This is a genomic window from Cochleicola gelatinilyticus, assembly GCF_001637325.1.
Taxonomy (GTDB): Bacteria; Bacteroidota; Bacteroidia; order Flavobacteriales; family Flavobacteriaceae; genus Cochleicola; species Cochleicola gelatinilyticus.
Window position 1 is genome coordinate 355,485 of the sequence record NZ_LRXL01000045.1, and the last position, 20,226, is coordinate 375,710.

20 protein-coding genes are annotated in these 20,226 nt (G+C 36.7%); 19 read left to right on the forward strand and 1 reads right to left on the reverse strand.

Going from position 1 to position 20,226, the window contains the following annotated elements; translation table 11 throughout:
- Positions 1-11: 11 nt before the first annotated feature.
- From ULVI_RS12170 to ULVI_RS12265, 19 genes are all read left to right on the forward strand, one after another.
- Entirely contained in the window at positions 12-1,787 is a 1,776-nt protein-coding gene (locus tag ULVI_RS12170; RefSeq protein ID WP_068593055.1) for a type VI secretion system Vgr family protein, read from the forward strand.
- A 3-nt stretch (positions 1,788-1,790) separates the two neighbouring features.
- Entirely contained in the window at positions 1,791-2,648 is an 858-nt protein-coding gene (locus ULVI_RS12175) for a hypothetical protein (RefSeq protein ID WP_068593056.1), read from the forward strand.
- Positions 2,649-2,659: 11 nt separating this feature from the next.
- Positions 2,660-3,049, forward strand: a complete 390-nt coding sequence (locus ULVI_RS12180) for a DUF4280 domain-containing protein (protein ID WP_068593057.1) — start codon at positions 2,660-2,662, stop codon at positions 3,047-3,049.
- 56 nt (positions 3,050-3,105) lie between these two features.
- Entirely contained in the window at positions 3,106-5,466 is a 2,361-nt protein-coding gene (locus tag ULVI_RS12185) for a peptidoglycan DD-metalloendopeptidase family protein (RefSeq protein ID WP_068593058.1), read from the forward strand.
- Positions 5,467-5,468: 2 nt separating this feature from the next.
- Positions 5,469-6,236 carry a hypothetical protein gene (locus tag ULVI_RS12190; RefSeq protein WP_068593059.1) on the forward strand — a complete coding sequence of 256 codons (768 nt, stop codon included), beginning with the start codon at positions 5,469-5,471 and terminating at the stop codon, positions 6,234-6,236.
- A gap of 203 nt (positions 6,237-6,439) precedes the next feature.
- Positions 6,440-8,206 carry a type VI secretion system Vgr family protein gene (locus ULVI_RS12195; RefSeq protein WP_068593060.1) on the forward strand — a complete coding sequence of 589 codons (1,767 nt, stop codon included), beginning with the start codon at positions 6,440-6,442 and terminating at the stop codon, positions 8,204-8,206.
- Positions 8,207-8,213: 7 nt separating this feature from the next.
- Positions 8,214-9,704, forward strand: coding sequence for a phospholipase effector Tle1 domain-containing protein (locus tag ULVI_RS12200; RefSeq protein WP_068593061.1), 1,491 nt, complete (start codon positions 8,214-8,216; stop codon positions 9,702-9,704).
- An 11-nt stretch (positions 9,705-9,715) separates the two neighbouring features.
- Positions 9,716-10,735 carry a DUF2931 family protein gene (locus tag ULVI_RS12205; protein WP_262485582.1) on the forward strand — a complete coding sequence of 340 codons (1,020 nt, stop codon included), beginning with the start codon at positions 9,716-9,718 and terminating at the stop codon, positions 10,733-10,735.
- A gap of 11 nt (positions 10,736-10,746) precedes the next feature.
- A complete protein-coding gene (locus ULVI_RS12210; protein WP_068593063.1) occupies positions 10,747-11,658 on the forward strand; it encodes a hypothetical protein in 912 nt (303 codons plus the stop codon).
- Positions 11,655-12,758 carry a hypothetical protein gene (locus tag ULVI_RS12215; protein WP_068593064.1) on the forward strand — a complete coding sequence of 368 codons (1,104 nt, stop codon included), beginning with the start codon at positions 11,655-11,657 and terminating at the stop codon, positions 12,756-12,758. Before ULVI_RS12210 ends, ULVI_RS12215 begins: the two co-directional genes overlap by 4 nt.
- A gap of 134 nt (positions 12,759-12,892) precedes the next feature.
- On the forward strand, positions 12,893-13,579 hold the full coding sequence (locus ULVI_RS12220; protein WP_068593065.1) for a DUF4280 domain-containing protein: 687 nt from the start codon (positions 12,893-12,895) through the stop codon (positions 13,577-13,579).
- 1 nt (position 13,580) lies between these two features.
- Positions 13,581-14,957: a zinc metalloprotease gene (locus tag ULVI_RS12225; protein ID WP_068593066.1), complete on the forward strand. Its 1,377-nt coding sequence runs from the start codon at positions 13,581-13,583 to the stop codon at positions 14,955-14,957.
- A gap of 10 nt (positions 14,958-14,967) precedes the next feature.
- Complete coding sequence (locus ULVI_RS12230; protein WP_068593067.1) at positions 14,968-15,474, forward strand: hypothetical protein; 507 nt, start codon at positions 14,968-14,970, stop codon at positions 15,472-15,474.
- 47 nt (positions 15,475-15,521) lie between these two features.
- Positions 15,522-15,797, forward strand: coding sequence for a PLP-dependent aminotransferase family protein (locus ULVI_RS12235; RefSeq protein WP_068593068.1), 276 nt, complete (start codon positions 15,522-15,524; stop codon positions 15,795-15,797).
- Between the two features lie 2 nt (positions 15,798-15,799).
- The gene (locus ULVI_RS12240; protein ID WP_068593069.1) at positions 15,800-16,357 is read left to right on the forward strand and encodes a toxin-antitoxin system YwqK family antitoxin; all 558 of its coding nucleotides are present in this window, start codon (positions 15,800-15,802) and stop codon (positions 16,355-16,357) included.
- A complete protein-coding gene (locus ULVI_RS12245; protein WP_157632615.1) occupies positions 16,335-17,054 on the forward strand; it encodes a CBM20 domain-containing protein in 720 nt (239 codons plus the stop codon). The genes ULVI_RS12240 and ULVI_RS12245 overlap by 23 nt, the downstream gene beginning before the upstream one ends.
- Positions 17,055-17,321: 267 nt before the next feature.
- Positions 17,322-17,909 (forward strand): outer membrane beta-barrel protein, encoded by a 588-nt coding sequence (locus ULVI_RS12250; RefSeq protein WP_068593110.1) that lies wholly within the window; start codon positions 17,322-17,324, stop codon positions 17,907-17,909.
- A 382-nt stretch (positions 17,910-18,291) separates the two neighbouring features.
- Positions 18,292-18,975 carry an ATP-binding cassette domain-containing protein gene (locus tag ULVI_RS12260; RefSeq protein WP_241780988.1) on the forward strand — a complete coding sequence of 228 codons (684 nt, stop codon included), beginning with the start codon at positions 18,292-18,294 and terminating at the stop codon, positions 18,973-18,975.
- Positions 18,976-19,015: 40 nt separating this feature from the next.
- Complete coding sequence (locus tag ULVI_RS12265) at positions 19,016-19,438, forward strand: DUF3291 domain-containing protein (protein ID WP_068593073.1); 423 nt, start codon at positions 19,016-19,018, stop codon at positions 19,436-19,438.
- 96 nt (positions 19,439-19,534) lie between these two features.
- On the opposite strand, the gene ULVI_RS12270 is transcribed toward ULVI_RS12265, so the two are convergent.
- Positions 19,535-20,155: a fasciclin domain-containing protein gene (locus tag ULVI_RS12270; RefSeq protein WP_068593074.1), complete on the reverse strand. Its 621-nt coding sequence runs from the start codon at positions 20,153-20,155 to the stop codon at positions 19,535-19,537.
- Positions 20,156-20,226: the final 71 nt, after the last annotated feature.

A 20,226-nucleotide genomic window follows, 5' to 3' on the forward strand; every position in this document is an offset into this window, starting at 1 on the left:
AAAAATTAATCATGGCATTACAATCAAAGACCACATTATTTATTGGAGGATTTCAAGTTCCTGTTTTTAAGCGGATTATGCTACATCAACAGATCGACTCACACCACATGTTAGAAGTGGTTTGTCGTATGGATGTACTCGAAACTCTTTCAGATTCTTTAGGAGAACAAAGCAAGAACTTTCTAGGAGAAACCATTACCCTTCAAATTAATTCGCTCGATACCTTCAGTGGTTACAAAGAACTGGAGTTTAAAGGGGTTGTTACGCAAGTAAAGAACGTAAAAGGCTTCAATCATACCACCGGTGATGAAATCATCATTAAAGCCCAAAGTCCAACCTACCTTGCGGATGATGGCGCGCACTATGCTTCGTATATCGATACCACACTTTCAGAAATTATAAATTCCTCCATACAAGGCTACGACCAATCGAAACTGGAAGTTGCCATTCAACCAAAAAACGATGCCACCCTCCACTACTCTGTTCAGCACGATGAAAGCTCTTACGATTACATCAGCAGACTCGCTTCCCAATATGGAGAATGGTTTTATTACGATGGAAAAAAACTAATCTTCGGAAAACCAGGTACCGAAGAACTTTCATTAACCTATAGCTTCGATCTGAAGGAGTATCACCTCGAATTGATGCCACAATCTCATAACTACAAATATTTTACCAACGATTATCTTTCAGACCAAACCCACGAAAAAACTACGCAGGGAATTACCTCTGGAGTCAATGGATACAGCGGATTTGTAAGCAACAAAGCAAATACAATTTTCAGTAAAGAAACCAAGATCTGGAATCCCATTTACAACGACCCCAAAGCGAAACAACGTATGGATTCGGGTGTGGAAGCTCAGAAAAAAGCGATTGAAATTAAGCAAGTAAAACTCGTGGGAGTAAGTGATAACCCGGGTGTTTCTATCGGAAATATCGTGAAAGTTGAAGGCGGAAGTTACAGAGTGACCAACATAACTCATACCAACAATGAAAACGGCGATTACCAGAATCGGTTCGAAGCCATTACGGCCGAATTTGATGCGTATCCCAACACCAATATCAATACCTATCCTAAAAGTCAGTCGCAATCGGCTGTGGTAAAAGACAACAACGATCCCGACGGACTAGGACGCATTAAAGTAGAATTCCCTTGGCAGAAACCAATTGGTGAAATGACACCGTGGATTCGTATTGTCACGCCGCATGCGGGTGGCGATAAAGGATTTCATTTTATTCCGGAAGTGGGCGAAGAAGTCCTAATCGGTTTTGAAGGTGGCAATGCAGAACGCCCCTATATGATGGGAAGTCTCTACCACGGAAGTGCCAAACCTGACAGTTGGAAAACGGCTGCAAACGACGTGAAAGCCATTCGAACACGAAGCGGACACACCATTGAATTGAATGATACATCTGGTGGAGAATTTATCACGATCACCGATAAAAATAAGAACCTAATCACGATCGATACCGCGAATAATAATATGACCATTACGGCTTTAGAAACTATGACGTTTAACGCAAAGAATGTTCAAATGAATGTTGCCGAAACCTACGAGATAAATGTAGGGCAAGATAAAGTTGAAAGTGTAGGTAAAAATCACATTATAAATAGCGGCAATAGTATCGAAACCGTGGCACAGTCGAAGTCGGTTAATGTGACCGCATTGTACAATCAATATTCAGCAACTGCCAATTTAATTGCTACTTCTGGAGATATGACGATACATTCAAAAGGCGTTTCAACGTTACAGGGAAATGGCGATGTAAAAATTAGTAAAGGGTAATTAATGAAGCGATACATTCAGGAATACCTGATGCTCACACTTCCAAGGACAGAACAGAATGCGAGCTATCATCAGAAAATTATAACAAATACATTACTAAAAAATGTTGAAAAAAAGCAAACCCTAGAACGGCAATGTACTATGCAAATTCAACCGTTGGAATATTCAGACTTTGAAGTAAGATTAAATGTTGAAAATCTGAAAATGCAATTAGACTCCACGCTGAAAAAACAAGAAAATTTAAGTGTCGCAATTGCAGGTACGTTAGAAAAGGTTAGGTTAAGAATGAATAGTAATGGACTATTTACTGAATTATTAAATTATGAAGAAATATTAGAGAAGTGGTATCGCATAAAACCGAAGCTACTCACCGAATTTAAAGGAAATGCATTTATAACCTATATGAAGAGTATAGAACGAAAAATAGAAGATCCACAAGGCCTATTACATGACATGCGCCAGTATAGAAATTATGGGCTGTTCTTTAATGAATTACTAACAGAACATTCTAATGTTGCCACTAAATCGTCTACAAGAGAACGACACATCGATTCCTTATTTTATGAGCGTTCGATGACTTTTGAAGAAACCGTACTATTTGATAAAACAGAAAATGGTCTCGATACATTATCCTTTCAGGGAACATTAAAAGATGGTTTAACCCCTTCAGAAGTACCCGTAAAAAGAATGGCTTTGTTAACCTTAGATGCCAACGCTGTTTTTGCCTTAAAGCACTATCGTGGCACCTATCAATTTCAAACTGAAACAGGTTTGTTAGAACAAATGAATGTATCTATAGCAACAGGGTTTGGTGAAAATTATTCAAAACAACAACTGTATAATTTGAAGCGAACCAATTAAATTTTAGCACCATGGCAGGAAGAAAATATGTATGTAATAATGCGAAAATCGAGTGCAGTCTCTGTACCAAACCGGAAGGTAAATTAGTGGTTACTTCCAATATGGTAAAATTACAAGATAAGACTTGGGCTACCGTTGCAGATAGCAAGAAGGCAAACCTTCAATTTACGGGTAATTGTAAAAAAAGTGATAAACAAAGTGTCCCGTGTGTTTCACTGATTGCACCTGCAAAATGGATTAATACCGGTGAGATTTTAATTCAGGATAACAAAGCGCTTTTAGAATGTTCGACCATTAAATGCAATTATGGAGGCGTGGCTATAAAAATAAAAGATCACATTCAAAAAAATGAAATTGATAGCGTGGAACCTACCGATGTAGAAGTAGTTTCTCCTGCATGATACAAAGCATCTTATATAATGCATTATAAAAATTGAATTAAAAAAAGTAAAGAACGATGTTAATACTTCTCGTTGTAGTAGTTGTAGCCGCCGCAGCTACGTATGTCTTAACCCGACCTCCCAGTAGTCCGGTTGAACCTCCAAATATTCCAACGTCACCAGAGGTTCCTGTAGAACCAACGCTTCCACCAGAAGGAAGTATTGAAGCAGGACCTTTAGAACCGATTGAAGTTATTGAAGATGAAACTGAAACCGAAACTGAAACCGAGACAACTTCAGAAGATGAGGAAACTATAGAAACGGAAACCGAAGAAACGGAACAACCCGACATGAATTCCACCGCTGCCAATGATGGTATGACCGATGGTATTAATGAAGCCTACTTTGCTAAAAAAGAATATAAAGCAAGTGGAAACGAAACTGCCGATAATAGTCCGTATCGCTATGAATTCAGAAATACTCAAAATTTTAGTAGTAAAACAAGAGCTACGGTTGCGGGGGAAATTCTTACTATTATAAAAGATGAGCTCGCAGCACGGAAAGAGTTTGCGAAAGTAGACACTATAGAAGCTGCCCTAACTGAGCCTTCTTATGCGGGATCAAATTCTGCCGGAGCAGGAAACGGAGGTACTGTCGAATTTGAAATTTATAAAATGACTCCGGAGTATGTAAAGACCGACAATGCGCCTCTTGAAAGTGACCTCTATGTTTTTGCAAAGACAACCAACCTAGATGAAAAGGAAATTACAATAACCATCCAAGAAAAGGAGGAACTGTTGGTAGGTGCCAATGCGCCCCTACCCGTCCTTGAAAGAGATGATGCAGCGGAAGAAGTTCAAAATTCAGAAGATTTAGAAGAAATTACAGAGTTAAAAGGAACTATTGATGAAGGGTTTATCGCGATCCCTATTAGATTGAGACCTAAAGCTGATGAAGATTTACAGGAATGGAAAGAAAAACTTGATGGTAAACAGTCAGATACATATTCGTATGAAGTGGCAAACAGCTTCTCTGTTGAAGGAGATGCAGAAGCCATCGCTAGTAGTATTGAACGAAAAAGCAATGAAGCTCTCGCTCCAGACTTTATAGTAAAGAAAGAGAATATCACAGAACTTTTAACCGAGGGTGCTAGTTTTGAAACGGGACATACTTTTAATCTACCCAAGTATAGTACCGAAAAAGTTTGGGGGAAACTTTGGCTTAAAGCTTCAGCTCAAGGGGAAGAAGAGCTATACGAAGAAGAATTTTTAAATGAAATCAATAATGATAGCGATACTGCGGAAAATGAAGAAAGCGACGAAACTGAAACTACGGCTCAAAAGGAAAATTATTTTGTAATTGGAGGAATATGCGTCTGTGAGGCAAGAGTTCGTGCCTATATGCGCATGTTACGTGTTGGTGAAGGTACTGTTGGTGAGCGAGGTTATGTAACCCTATTTGGAGGTGTCGATTTCACAGCTCCACCATATAACAGGGATATGTCGGATCACCCAAGAATTCAGCGACCATTCGGTGCTACTACCTCAAGTGCCGCCGGAGCGTATCAAGTGATGGGCTATACCTGGGATGATGCAAATATGATCACGCGAAGAACACAATATGGAATAGAAAATTTTGAACAGTTAAGTCAAGACCGTTTTTGTATTGTCCTATTCAAACACAAGAGAGCCGGAATGTTAGAATTGATCATCGCCGGAAATATTAGAGAAGCCACTGCGGAATACGGGAGTCGGGAATGGGCCAGTCTTCCAATGAATGAAAATGAGGGAAGGTATGGACAGCCAAATAAAACTATGACCGAAGCTTTGGCTCTTTATGAAACATTTCTACAAGAGGAATTGGCAGGTGATAGTGACCTCTATTTACCGGATGGTTTTTTGAGTGAATTTGGATATAGCTGTTGTAATGATTCTTCCGATGGCTGGCATCATCCTTTAGATACGATGGAATTAAGAGGTTGGTATAACAGTGGGTTTTATCCTGGTTCCAGTGATCATGGGGACGCACCGATACGTTTTTCTAACCACCATGATGGTCTCGATTTATATGCTCCTATAGGAACAACAGTATATGCTTGTGTTGACGGTGAAATTTATGAAGATTATATTTCAGGGACTTACGGAAATACCTTAGGTATAAAAGGAACATATAATGGATCGACCTACTATTTCTTTTATGCACATTTATCTGAAAGAGATGTAGCTAAAGGAGATACTGTAAAAGCAGGAGATATAATAGGAAAAACAGGGAAATCTGGAAATGCTTCTGGTCAGGCAGCAAAAATGAATCATTTACATTTTGAAGTAAGAAATACAAGTAGCAGAACAGGTGGACGTCTGGATCCACTAACAACAATTGCTGAATTAGGGGCGGACGTAAATACGAGTCCAGATGAAGCATCACAAACCGGTAATTAATTATGATACTAAAAAAAATAATTATTCTATGTCTGGCTATAATTTGCAGTGTTTCCTGTAAATATAAAAATGCTGGAAATTCATCCGACAATACAGAAGTTGCTTCAGAAGAACAGCTTTCACAAAGTGATATTTATATAGACCGGGAGTTTTATGCGAGTGATGAACTTAACGATGTAAAAGTGATCGCTTCCAAAGAAACAAAAATAGATAGCATAAAATACAGTATTTATACCGATGCCGCGGGTGGTTACATTTTCTCTCTGGAAAAATTTTTAAAGAATGATGACGTGGCATTGTATCGAATTGTTGATACGATTCATTTGAGTTCTATTGCGATCGATGTCGTTATTCAGGAAAAATCAAACGCCCGTGTGCTCCAAATTTTAGAAAATGGAGTCCCCCTAAAAGCCTGGAATTTTTCAAAAAAAAATACTTCAGAAATAGCGCAAAAATGGATTGGCACTTACAAGGGAAAATTTTTACGAATGAAAAGCGAATCGGCAGACCCGAGAGCGTGGGGTACCATCAATCTAAACATTACGAAAGACGCAGCTACACTTCGCATTGACAGTTATCTTGAAAATAAGGAACAATCACTGCTGCTCACAAAGCAAAATAAAGACCAACTAATTCTACAAGACATAAAAAATCCGGAGTCTGTCGTCACACTTCGTAATAGCAACAACGGTGTGCACCTCTTTACATCGAACTTGTTAGACGAAATTTTAAGCGATCCCGGGGAATATGAACTGGAAAAAATACAATGAGAAACGTATGGGGTTATATAAGCAATAAATACACCTCCATAGAGGCATGTAGGGCTTTAATTTTAAACGTATAATTTTAAGAGATCTTCAGACTTTCTTATTGCCCTTTATTTCTGAAAACCAAACGTTTTATCTTGCCAGGAGTTGACATTCTTAACAGATAACCTTATATTTATAGATACAACAGATCTAATTGAAAGGTTATGGCATTACAATCAAAGACCACATTATTTATTGGAGGATTTCAAGTTCCTGTTTTTAAGCGGATTATGCTACATCAACAGATCGACTCACACCACATGTTAGAAGTGGTTTGTCGTATGGATGTACTCGAAACTCTTTCAGATTCTTTAGGAGAACAAAGCAAGAACTTTCTGGGAGAAACCATTACCCTTCAAATTACTTCGCTCGATACCTTCAGTGGTTACAAAGAACTGGAGTTTAAAGGGGTTGTTACGCAAATAAAGAACGTAAAAGGCTTTAATCATACCACCGGAGATGAAATTATTATTAAAGCCCAAAGTCCAACTTACCTTGCAGACGATGGAGCGCACTATGCCTCGTATATCGATACCACACTTTCAGAAATTGTAAATTCCTCCATACAAGGCTACGACCAATCGAAATTGGAAGTTGCCATTCAACCAAAAAACGATGCCACCCTCCACTACTCTGTTCAGCACGATGAAAGTTCTTACGATTACATCAGCAGACTCGCTTCCCAATATGGAGAATGGTTTTATTACGACGGAAAAAAACTAATCTTCGGAAAACCAGGTACCGAAGAACTTTCCTTAACCTATAGCTTCGATCTGAAGGAGTATCACCTCGAGTTGATGCCGCAATCTCACAACTACAAATATTTTACCAACGATTATCTTTCAGACCAAACCCACGAAAAAACTACGCAGGGAATTACCTCTGGAGTCAATGGATACAGCGGATTTGTAAGCAACAAAGCAAATACAATTTTCAGTAAAGAAACCAAGATCTGGAATCCCATTTACAACGACCCGAAGTCGAAACAACGCATGGATTCGGGTGTGGAAGCGCAGAAAAAAGCCATTGAAATTAAGCAAGTAAAACTCGTTGGAGTAAGCGATAATCCTGGTGTTTCTATCGGAAATATCGTGAAAGTTGAAGGCGGAAGTTATAGAGTGACCAACATAACTCATACCAACAATGAAAACGGCGATTACCAGAATCGGTTCGAAGCCATAACGGCCGAATTTGATGCGTATCCCAACACTAATATCAATACCTATCCTAAGAGTCAGTCGCAATCGGCCGTGGTAAAAGACAACAACGATCCAGACGGACTAGGACGTATTAAAGTAGAGTTCCCTTGGCAAAAACCTTTGGGTGAAATGACACCGTGGATTCGTATTGTCACGCCGCATGCGGGTGGCGATAAAGGATTTCATTTTATTCCGGAAGTGGGCGAAGAAGTCCTAATCGGTTTTGAAGGTGGCAATGCAGAACGCCCCTATATGATGGGAAGTCTCTACCACGGAAGTGCCAAACCCGACAGTTGGAAAACGGCTGCAAACGACGTGAAAGCCATTCGAACACGAAGTGGACATACCTTTGAGTTTAATGACACACAAGGAGGAGAATTCATTACTATTACCGATAAGAATGGAAATATAATTCGTATTGACACAGCAAAAAATGACATAATGATTTCTGCGCTTGAAAACATGACGCTGAATGCCAAAAACATGCAAATTAATGTGGAAGAAAATATGGATGTTTCCGTAGGAAAAAATAAAACTGAAACAATTGGAGAAGATTCTTTAATTTCTGCGAATAATGAAGACAAGCAGGTGAACGAAGAGATTAAAGTATTGAGTAGTAAATACAAACAAGAGGCGCAGGAGATTTCTACAGATGCTAGTGGTGAAATTAAAACAAATGCTGGCGGTAAGATCACCATTGCTAGTGCAGAAACAGTAGAATACGGAGAATAAGATATCTATGGCTGGAAATGTAAATCTTACATCAACTCCCACAGGAGCTCAAGAATCGAAAAGTGTACTTAGCGGTATTCAAGTACAAACTGCACCTGTTTATGTTGGCAATTCCAGTTATGAAGAACTGGTTCCAGAAGACACTCATGATGTGGAAGTGGGTGTTTATCTAGATGGTACTTGGAATAACCGAGCTAATACCTCGGCACGTATTGCTTATGAAGATAGAGAGGCGGGACTACCGCACGATCCTGAACTTGCTAACGCTTATATCGATGCGACTAGCTTCGGAAACGATTATAGCAATGTTTCAAAAATGGAACCGTACTATAGAAAGCAACAAACCGATACCCTACTCACATTTGGAGTGTATATAGAAGGTGTTGGTACCGAAAATCATAAAAAAGACAGTATTCGTGGTGGAGGTTTCGGAACCGGTAGTACTGGGGTTGAAGCAAAAGTAGAAAAAGGATTGAAAACAGTTGCTTCAGAAATAAGTAACAAAGGAGTAGAAGAAATTAATACTATTACCATCGATGTATTCGGGTTTAGTCGTGGTGCTGCCGCTGCTAGAAATCTGGTTCATGAAGTAATGAAACCATTTGTAGCTGAACATGACGAATATGTTGGGAATGGTTGGGGAGCAACAAAAATCACCGTTCCTGAAAAACCGCGTCACGGACATTTAGGATTAGCACTTAAGGAAAGTGGCATTCCAGTACGTCGCCTAGTGGTTCGTTTTGTAGGTGTGTACGATACTGTTTCTTCTCATGGAGCTGGAGTAGTTTTTAGCTACGATAATGATACTGCTGCCTTGGGGTTAGATGCCATACGGCGAGCACAATTCACTTTACATTTAACAGCATACGACGAGCATCGAAAAAATTTCTCGCTAACCAATATTAATAGCGCCGCTACTATTGGAAGGGGAAAAGAATTTTCATTACCCGGCGTACATGGTGACATTGGCGGAACATATTTAGATGGAGCCGAAGAAAAACACACCTTTGTAATAGGAGAAAAAGATTTTTTATTGGAACAAGGATGGTATCGTGAGGATCAGATTCGTGTTAAGAGAATAGGTAGAAATAGTGTTCTAAAGTGTGTTCGAGACAGTTTACCCAATACATATTGTCGTATTCCACTTACGATCATGACCGATTTCACCGTTGAAAAAAACTTACCAATCGATGGGGCAGGTATTAAAGGAGAATTTCCTATACCTGGAAATCTTGATGATATTAAAAATAGAATTTTCGATTATGTTTATAATGAGGGGCCACCTCTTGTATTTAGAACACCCGATGAACTTAATGAAGATTTGGGGAATGGTAGTATTAATAGAGAGGAGTACGCTGTGCAACTAACAGACTATGCATTACTAAAACAGACCAGAAATCAGTTTCTTCATTTTTCAGCACAATACGGAAGTTTAACCATGGGGCCGCGAAGAAGATTTCTTAGTGGAGAGCGATACCGTAAAATTGTAGATGGATGATACGAACGCAAATGCTATTGCTCCTACTAGTTATATGTAGTCTGCCTCAACTTTCTTGTCAACAAAATAACGAATCAATGAATACCTACGAATGGACACCAACAAATACAGCACCTCAAAATTATCCAGTTTATGTATCAAAGGGTCTATTTAAAGGAACCGATGGATCTGTTATTAAAACCCCTGATAAACGTACCCTTTACTTTGGGTGGCAACAAACTGGATCGGTGTATCTTTCGGGTCCCGATAAGAAGTCCTTACCCAATTCGCTAGAAGCAACTTGGTTTTCTTTCGCTGAGCAAAAATATTACACTATAAATCTAACATTACCGGTTCGTGATATGGAAGAATATTTCACAGAAGGATTTGTTAATCCACGAACGGGAAATACAGAAACCTTTACGACCATAAGCTATGGAATCGCACCCGGTGGTTTGGTCGTTGTTTGGCTGGTAGGTACGGCGCATCGTGTTGAAATTGCAAGTGGTAAAGGGACGGTCATTGCTATGGAGTTCGATACATTAATTCCTACGACCGAAATGAATGAGAAAGAATACACCGATTTTACACTTAATGAACATTCTGATGCTACCACTAGACAAGCAATCGAAAGAGGGATGATTCCTTTTGAAAAATGGGAGAACTATCGCATAACATACCCATGGAAAGTCGTTCTTCAACATGCAGATTCTTTTACTCCTAAGATGGCTCGCATTCAAATGTGGAATGGAGAACAGGAGGTGCAATTCTTTAATAAAAATACAAATCGGATTTTAAATAATTGGGCACTACCCGCTTCCATGCGTCTAGAATGGACCGATAAAAACTCAAATAATTTCGCTGCAAAAGTTTCTTTTACTGAAGAGGATATTCAAAATGCTTTTAGTAATGTAGACCCAAATGAAGCTGTTAGTCTGGAATTTAGAATCGATACATTTAACGATGCTCTTCAAGTTTTTGTGGTTACTAAAGAAGAGGAATTACTCGTGAAAAATGTTTCGGTTACCATCTTCGAAAAAGAGTCAAAATAGATAGAAAGCCTATGCCGAGATCACAATTGCATCCTCTTTCACTCCGTACCCTTACGCTTCAAGAACCCATATCCTATGTAGCTGAAATTCAAACAAAGATCGTATCGAAAAACAAAGGTTCTTTTAATGGTATGGGTTTAAAATTCTCTTTGCGATTGCTTCAGAAAAAAGAAAATGGCACGATGCATATTGAGGTAAAAACTCATAAACGCATTCTCCTTTCAAAAAAAAAAGCACCCATTAAAAAATTTTCAAAAGCACAACAAATTGCCTTACAAGTGGCCGCAATAAACGATCATCTCATTTTTGAAGTTTCTAAAAATTATGGCATACAACGTTTGGTAAACACAAAAAGAGTGCAAGAATCTTGGGGTGAAATTCGTACAGAACTACGAAGTGAATATCCCGATATAGAGGAAATGATTTCAGATTTCGATTGGCAGCTTCAGAATAAATACATACAACATATATTTTTGGAAGACAATTTCTTTAATTTTTTGTTTCCGAAGTTATTTAATCATGACTTTAAAGGTAAACAGCCGATATTGATCGAGAAAGCTATTTCTAACGGAATTCATACTCATACCATTCCGATACTTGCAAAGCACACCCTCAAGAAGTTTGATACCGGTTTTACCCAAGTTACTGTAGGCACGAAGGGCGAATTACAAACAGAACATCCTAAATTTCCGTTAGCTAAGTTAAATACATTTATTGGTTCTTTGGGAATTCCTAAAGGAGCCCACTGCGATCTTAATTTTAATTATGCGGGTTCGTATGAGCTGGATGGTCTTAAACATTATATTACTAAAGGACAACTTCGGTTTTCTTTTGAAATTAAGGAACACTATTTGAAGGAAACTTCATTCGAACTTTTTATAGATCCTAAACACCGTAATAAAATTTCCAAAACAACCTTATGAAAAAAATAGTACTAAGCTTAATTACGCTAATGATCATGGCTCCGGCTGTGGCACAAAAACGTGTTTCAGATAGTATCCCCTCTCCATCCGCTAACAATACCAATACGCCAGCACACCAAATAGCTGATAGCACTTTCACCATCGTGGATCAACCTCTTGATGTATACAAAGGTGTTTACAAAGATAGTCTGCCATATAGCGGGTATTTTAAAATGGGATCGACCGATTTTTTCTGGGTCGATTTTTATGCCCAGGGAAGAAAAACTGTGCAATATTCGTTTGATTTTTTAGAAGATATCATGATCGAAGAAAAAAATGGCTATGTTCAAGGTAGAAAAAAAATACTCGATCTTAAATCAACGTTTCGCGATAATAAAATTATTAATGGGTATACCCATACCATACTACCTAAGGCTATTGTTACAAAAAAACACATAAGTGGTGACCTTTACGAAGCAGTTGTAGATGTTTTTGACATTCACTATTACAATCGAATTACGATTCGAAAAAACAATAAAACAGTACTCATAAAAAACCTTAAAGATAGTCTCTCTAGTTTACGCATCGCCCCCCAGCATGGAATCTTAAATATCTCTTTAAATATAGATGAGGAACGTATTGCTGGAAATCATAGAAATGACTGTAAGTTCGAAAGACCTAAACGCAATAGTCTACTAAGGACATATCGCCTAGCCGATAGGGAAGCTTGTTTTTCGGTTACCAATGGTATAAATATAGAGCCCTACTTTTTAAACTTTACTCTGCTCGAAGAATTAATAAAACAATATCCTATAAAGGAAAATGGTTCTGTAGATCTTGAGGCGATTGTTTCTTTGATCGGTTCTAAGCTAACAACAGATAATCAACCAATTTCTACTGAAGAGGAAAAGTCTCTAGCAAGTGGTTACGTTGTCACGGCTATAAATGGTGGTATAGAAAGTGGTATTTATTGGACTCCTTTTGAAAAAGATAACGGTATGTATAAGATATTTGAGTCAGGAAGAATGACCGAGAAAGGGCTTTCAACATTAGAAGATTTTCAAGCACTCTTTGAAACGTATTTAAAAAATAATGTTGTGAAAATGACACCAAAAAAATAGTTTTTAAATCACTTATAAAAGTAAACCATGAGCTATTGCCTTTAAAAAACAGAAATAATGGCAATTTTTATCGATACTTTTTATAACTTTCTGTTTGCAAAGCAGATACAGTAACCTCTTTAAATATAGTAATAATGAGCAGTAAAATTTATGTGTTGGATGGCGCGATAGTTCAGTGTGACCAAGGTTTTACACCTGCTAAACTTTTGGTTACAGAAAATCGGAAAGTAAAGATTCAAGGAAAGTTTAAGGCTACCGATATGGAAAAACAGGTGCCACAAACTTTTGGACAATGTAAATTGAAGCCTTCGGGAAGTAGTTATTTACCCTGTGTGCCTGCCCTTCAAAAATGGACTAAAACTTCCGGAAAATCCACCTTAGGAGGCAGCAAAAAATGGTTGTTTGAAGATTCAGAATGTATGTGTGCCACCGGCGGAAAAATCACCATTACCGATCCCACACAAATAAACAGTGCCGGAAGCATCAAAGAAACTTTTAAAGATATTGCCATAATGATTCCCGGGGCGATGCTGGGGAACGACAAAGCCCCAAAAGTGGTGGAGAGTTATTGGATGGACGAATCGGGCAACGAAAAGATAGATGCTTCAGATTATGGAAAAAAAGCGCAATTATATGTGTTAACCGAAAATATGGATCCGGGCGAAAATGTCACGGTGAAGGTAAAAGATTCAGAAAATAAAGAATTTAAAAAAGGCGAAAAGGAATTGACCTATTCCGGAAGTGTAAAAGCAGATGGCACCGTGGCATTAAAATTGGTCGAGATAGATACAAAGTGGAACGAAACAGAAAACGACGCATAATATGGGACATACGTTAGTTATTGATAGTATTGAAGCAGCGGGGCGTTCTTTTGCAGGTGGTTCTACCTTGGCGATAGCTCCTGTGCTAAAAAAATTTATGGTTCATTTTAGACGACCCAGCAGTTATCAGGGCGAATACGGGTTTGATTGGTTGCGGGATGAGTATATTTATCCTATTAAAACAGTAACTCATAACAACAGTGGAAGTCCCCTAACCGGTAAGACACCATTTTGTATGGATGTTGGAGCGCTAAAAACAGAATACAAAACCACTGATGTAGTAAATCCGATAAGTCCATATGGAAAAGATTATTATCCTGCTTGGCTTTCAATATTTCCACATACGACAACAGCTCAGTTTGCTCATGGATCTAGAATGCACAGATTTGGAGTAACTCTTGATCTTGAAATTGAAGAAATTGAAACTTTATCGAGCGATGCTACAAAGATTACATTTGAATCAGGCAATCGTAATTTAATTGTGACCCCGTCAGAAATTAATTTACAAACTTTACTAGGAAGTAAACAAACCAAATCACTTGGAGGAAGTTTAACACGCACTTATTACCATTCAAGCGGTAAAGTAAATATAAAATCGAAGGATGCTCCTTTAGCTGCCCATACTGAAATTAAGGTGTTTGCTCAATTAGGAAGTCAAAAGGAAGAGGTTGGTAAGCTAATGGTTTACAAAAATGATGTAATACCAAAAGCCGAAATTGTTGTTGTGAATGTCATCACTGGAAGTACATCGGCAAGTTTAAGAAGTGATTACCAGTTTTTATTTAAAAATCAGTCTTTTAATCAAGCATTAATAAGAGCGGAAGTAACTACTGACACTAATTTTGACTTAACAGCATTATCATCCAATTCAGATGTAGCTGCCTTTTTGAGTGGTTATTCTTCTATGAGTGCCGAGACGATAAGGTCGGCAATCGAAACATTGTATTTAAAGTATGGTACACACAAACCGTCAGTAGGTGGAATAGATGATAGTACCAACAAAAAAACATATCTTTTTTATACCGATATTTCCGCAGGAACCATTAATGGAATTTGCTCTTTAGATATTCCAACCATGACTTGGGGTAATCATTATGTTATATTTAATTCTGGTCTCTCCAGTAAAAGAACAGTTATTCACGAGTGTGGACATTCTTTTAGCCTCCCACATGTCTTTTCAGCTAGCTTGAGTCCGTTCGATTTTTATCAAGGATATACAGATAATTACATGGATTATACTTGGCAAAGAGGTTCTCCTTCTCCAAGTGGGGGCTATTATAGCTCTGGAGATAATAAGTATAAAGGGAAAATGTATTCTCTTTTTAAATGGCAATGGCCAATTATTCGTTCGGATAGAAGTTTAATTTTAACCTATTGAAAATTAAGCCATGAAAAAAGTATTATTTTATAGTATTCTCCTTATAACATTCTCATGCCAGCAAAAAAACAATGCGGTCGGTATTATAACAACGTCTGAAAACTCACAATCAACCAATATCAACTATATTAGCTTTACGGAATACAATGCTTCGGTTCCCGCTAATTATGAATTGCATATATTTAAAAGTATTGAAGTAGATAAAGACAGTGTATATCTTAAAGAGTACACTTATAAGTTTGGTAAACCTTCTGAATCAATCCTACTATCCTCTTACGAAAGCAAAGTTAAAAACAGAGAATTTATAAATAAATTAGAAGTGGAGACTACGACCGAAAGTCAAACAATCGGTCAGTTAGGTAATGAATATGATGGCGGAGGTATTCATATTAAAATAATTACAAAAAATATGGATACGATAACCTCGAATATGAGCTATAAAAAAAATACTATACGTGCAGATCTTAGATTTATCTTAGATTTTTATCTTTCAATTAAAGAAAAAATCTACAATTAAAAACTGAAAAGTGTAACGTTTTTAAAATTCAATTGATTTCTTTTTAAATGGCAGTCACAAATAATGAGAGACGAAGTGATATTTTAGAGGAATGGCGTCGCTATAAAAGACCTTATGCAGACGCACGTGGTCTATTGGATATTTATTATAATTACTATGATGGATTGCCCAATTTCAAACAAGCAACGACAGAAAACATAATGGATTACCATTCAGAAGAAGATTCGGTTGGATTAATTATTCAAAGTAATCCAAATAATAGGATTTCTTACTGGAAACATCAATGGAGAATTTTGCAGTCAGAAATTTCAAAATATCATTAAAAATGAAAAATTTTATCATATTAATATTTATTATTTTTATAGGAAAAGGTTTTTCTCAAAATGTTGAGCCGCCTCCAATCAAGGTTTACAAATCGGAAATTAAAACAAAGATTGAAAACGGACGTCTATGCTTTTTTGATACTTATGATAATAAAAAATTGAATCGTAAATATGAGATTTTCTTAGAGAGGACAATTTCGACAGACACACCAATTAAGCTTGATTCACAATTTATTGTAGCAGAAGGTAATTTCAAAAACGGATACAAACATGGCCTTTGGAAAACCACTTACGAAAGTAAATTAGTAAAGACCGAAAATTATAACAACGGCTTAATGATAGGTCGATATCGTGTATATGATTTAGATGGAGACGAACTTTACAGAACCACTTTAGGCTCAAATGGGAACGGAAAGTATAAGGACTATTATTACAAAACAGGGGTCCTAAAGGAAGAGGGATTCTATAAAAATGGTAAAAAAGAAGGCGAATGGTGTGAATATGATAAACAAGGCAACATGGTGAAAACGATAAAATTTGAAAACGGTGTTCCTCAGTAAATGGTATAAAAATCGCATCTTCATTTTTATGTTGTGTTTATTGCTATTTAGTTGCAAAACAAACAACAACTTATCAAAGCCAAAGCCCCTAGTAATAAATGAGCATTACCCTAGTTCCCTTGAAGCAGACAGCATTTATTTTTGGAGGACAAATAATTTAATTCTTAATCCTAACACGAATGATTTATTTTCTTACGACATTTCCAAATTAAAGCCTTTAAGTCGGGTTCTGGAAGAATTTAAAATACGTGATGGCATTATATATGAAAAAGACAAACCACTGGGCAACGTCGATATCCTTTTTCAATATAGCCCTTCTCAAAGATGGTTAGTGAAAGTTGAGGATGGTCACATGACAGCTTCTTATCAGCAAGAAAATTTTAAACAATGGGAATATCAATTATTCAACTTTAATGGTGAACTCACAATGTTAGGTTTTATAGAAAGCTATATTTATTTGGAAAAACTAAAGGATGGAAATGGTAGTAAAAAAACTTTTTATCAAACTGATATCTCTGAGAAAAAAGATTTACTCATTAAAGAAAAAGGTCAAGTAAAAAATAATTTAAAATACGGTCAATGGACCTATTATAACAAGCATGGCAAAATAGATAGCACTAAAACATATACTATAAAAGACTCAGTAGATGTTCGTTTTCCACATTGCTTATTTAATAAGACTGAGCCCTGTTATTAAGAAATAAAATTTCGTAAAAAATGTTTCGGCAAATTCAAAATGAAATTAATATCGCTAATATTCGTACTGCTTCAATTTACACTCGGACATGCTCAGGAGCCAATTCAACCACCAACCATGAGCATAACCTTTAAAAACGTCAAAAAAAAATAACGCCTGCCCATTAGTTTAAACGTATATAGATTCTAACTTAGAAAAAGTTTCTACTTGTATATTTATAAAAAAAATTTATTTTTAAAGCCTCAAATATTTAATAACAATCTACTTATGAAAAAAATCTTATTCGCTACGCTTGTAGCAAGTTTCGCCTTTTTTAATGTTAATGCTCAAGATGAAACCTCGTATGGTTTTACAGAAGGAGATGTATATGTATCTGGTAGTGCAGCGTACAATACCCAAAAAGTTTTTGAGGATAAAACCTCTTTCTTCTCCTTTATGCCAAGAGTTGGTTTCTTTCTTTCAGACAATGTTGTACTTGGTGGACAAGTTGGGTATGGTTTCTCTAAATCTGAATCGAACGACATAGATATTCAAAAAATCAACCGATTTAACGTAGGAGCCTTTGGTCGTTATTATAACAAACCAGCCAATCAATTTTCACTTTTCGGTCAATTAAGTGTAGATTATCTATCAGCCAAAGATGACTTGGCAGATATTTCTTACAACGGATTTAATATTACCATTGCACCAGGTCTTAGTTACTTTGTTTCTGAACATTTCGCTCTTGAAGCGACTTTAGGACTGCTTAGTTTCGAGACACAAAAAGACGATACGGATGATGCAGAAGCCGTTAACAGCATTAATTCTGGACTTAATTTTAACGATATCGGAATTGGCGTTGTGTACAAGTTCTAAATATAAAATTTATATAAATTATTAAACCCGAACGTAATGTTCGGGTTTTTTTATACTAAAACATATAATTCGACTATCTTTAATCGAACCACCACCGTAAATGTATTACTAAATATGCCTTTTAGTCCTTTTGTGCAATTCTATAAAGACTGTTTCTTGTATATATTTCTATCTGGAATCGTATTTATGGTGGTATTCGGTCCATATTGGGGATTCTTATTATTTTGCTTCCTAGGCCCTGGAATTGGGGTAATGTGTTTTCATATTTTTAAAAAGAATAAATGGTACACCTATTATAATTTAGGAATTAAAAAGCAAATGTTACTCGGTAGTACTTATCTTATTAATCTATTCGTTTCAATTCCAGTTTTTGTAATCGGAAGTGGAGTTTATTATTTATTCCATGGAGCTTCAGTTATATAAAGTACATAAATCTTTTGGAACTAAAGCAATCGTTACCGATGTTTCCTTTTCGCTAAAAACAGGAGAAATTCTAGGGCTCTTCGGAAGAAATGGTAGTGGTAAATCTACTTTACTGAAGCTGATTTTTGGCACATTAAAAGCCGATGAAATTATGCTACAACTTAATAAAGTTAGTATTGCTCCTTCAGAAGTAATAAAGAACAAACACATTGCATATTTACCTCAACACCCCTTCTTACCAAACGCTATGCGGGTACGAGATGTAATCCCCTTATTTTTTTCCGAAGAAAAATACCAAGACGCCATTTTTTATGATCCTGTTATCGCCACCTTTACCGCACGACGCATCGGCGAATTATCGCATGGACAACGAAAGTATTTTGAAGTGGTATTGCTAGGTACCCTTCCCCACCCATTCTTATTTTTAGACGAACCGTTTTCCATGCTGGAGCCATTGCAAATACAAAGCGTAAAAGAATTTCTTCGGAAACTACAACCTACTAAAGGGATATTAATTACAGATCATTACTATACTGAAGTCTTAGATGTTACCACAAAGAACATAATAATTTCTGAAGGTGTTTCGCATGCTATCACTTCTACAGAGGATCTAAAAAAGTTTAAGTACCTTCGAAAAAATTAAACACTATTTTTATCTCCATTTCATACCTCCAAACCTAACCATGCATTTAGCTCAATTAAACATAGCCGAGGCAATTGAAACAATGGAACATCCAATGATGTCTAGTTTCATGGAAAACGTTGATCGAATTAACGAATTAGCAGAAAAAAGTCCTGGATTTGTGTGGCGCCTTTCTAACGAGGAAGAATCGAATACTCCTGTTTTTAATTCCACAATCATTGCAGTAAATTTAAGTATTTGGAAAGATCGAGAAAGTTTATTTCAATTTGTATATGCTTCAAATCACGTGGAGATACTTAAGAGAAAATCGGAATGGTTTAAAAAAACACCCAAATTACATATGGTCTTATGGTATATTGAAGAAGGGCATATTCCTTCTATAAAAGAAGCTAGCGAACGTTTATTGTATCTTCAAGAGCATGGAGAAAGTCCTTTTGCTTTTAGCTTTAAAAGTTCGTTTTAATTTCATATTTGTTTAATCGAAAACATTTAAGAAAGTATAGAACAAAAAAAAGGCTCCGAAATTCGGAACCTTTTCAATTTTATTAAAATGTAGTATTTATGCTTTTGGCATTAATACTTTATCCACACCGTGAATAATTCCATTCGAAGCATCCATGTCAGCATCTGCTACTGTAGACATGTTTCCTTTAGCATCCTTGATCATTACTTTACCATCTTTTACAGATAGTGTAAGGTTTTCACCTTGTAAAGTAGTAACAGTATACTTATTATCATTATCTTCTATAGCTTTCATAACATCGGCTGCATTCCACTCACCTGCTACAACGTGATACTTCAAGATATTTTGAAGTTTCGCTTTGTTTTCAGGCTTCATTAGCATATCCATAGAAGCTTTTGGTACTGCTGCGAACGCATCATTAGTTGGAGCAAATACAGTGTATTCTCCTTCTTTCATGAATGTTTCAGCAAGACCAGCTTCTTTTAAGGCAGCAACTAATGTAGAATACTTAGGATTTCCCATTGCTTTTGCAGCGATGGTATTTTTATCGAATTCCATTTTAGCCATGTTCTTTTCTTCTTCCATTTTCTTAGAAGCTTCCATTTCCATTCTTTCAGCTTCAGCCTTCGCTTCTGCTTCCTTTTTCTTAGTGTCATCACAAGAGACAAATAACATCCCTACTACTGCTAATGACAAAACAATTGATTTAATTTTCATAATAACGTTGATTTTTGATTTTTTGTTTAAATCAAATGTACTTCAAGGAATGTGAAATTTGTATTAAAACG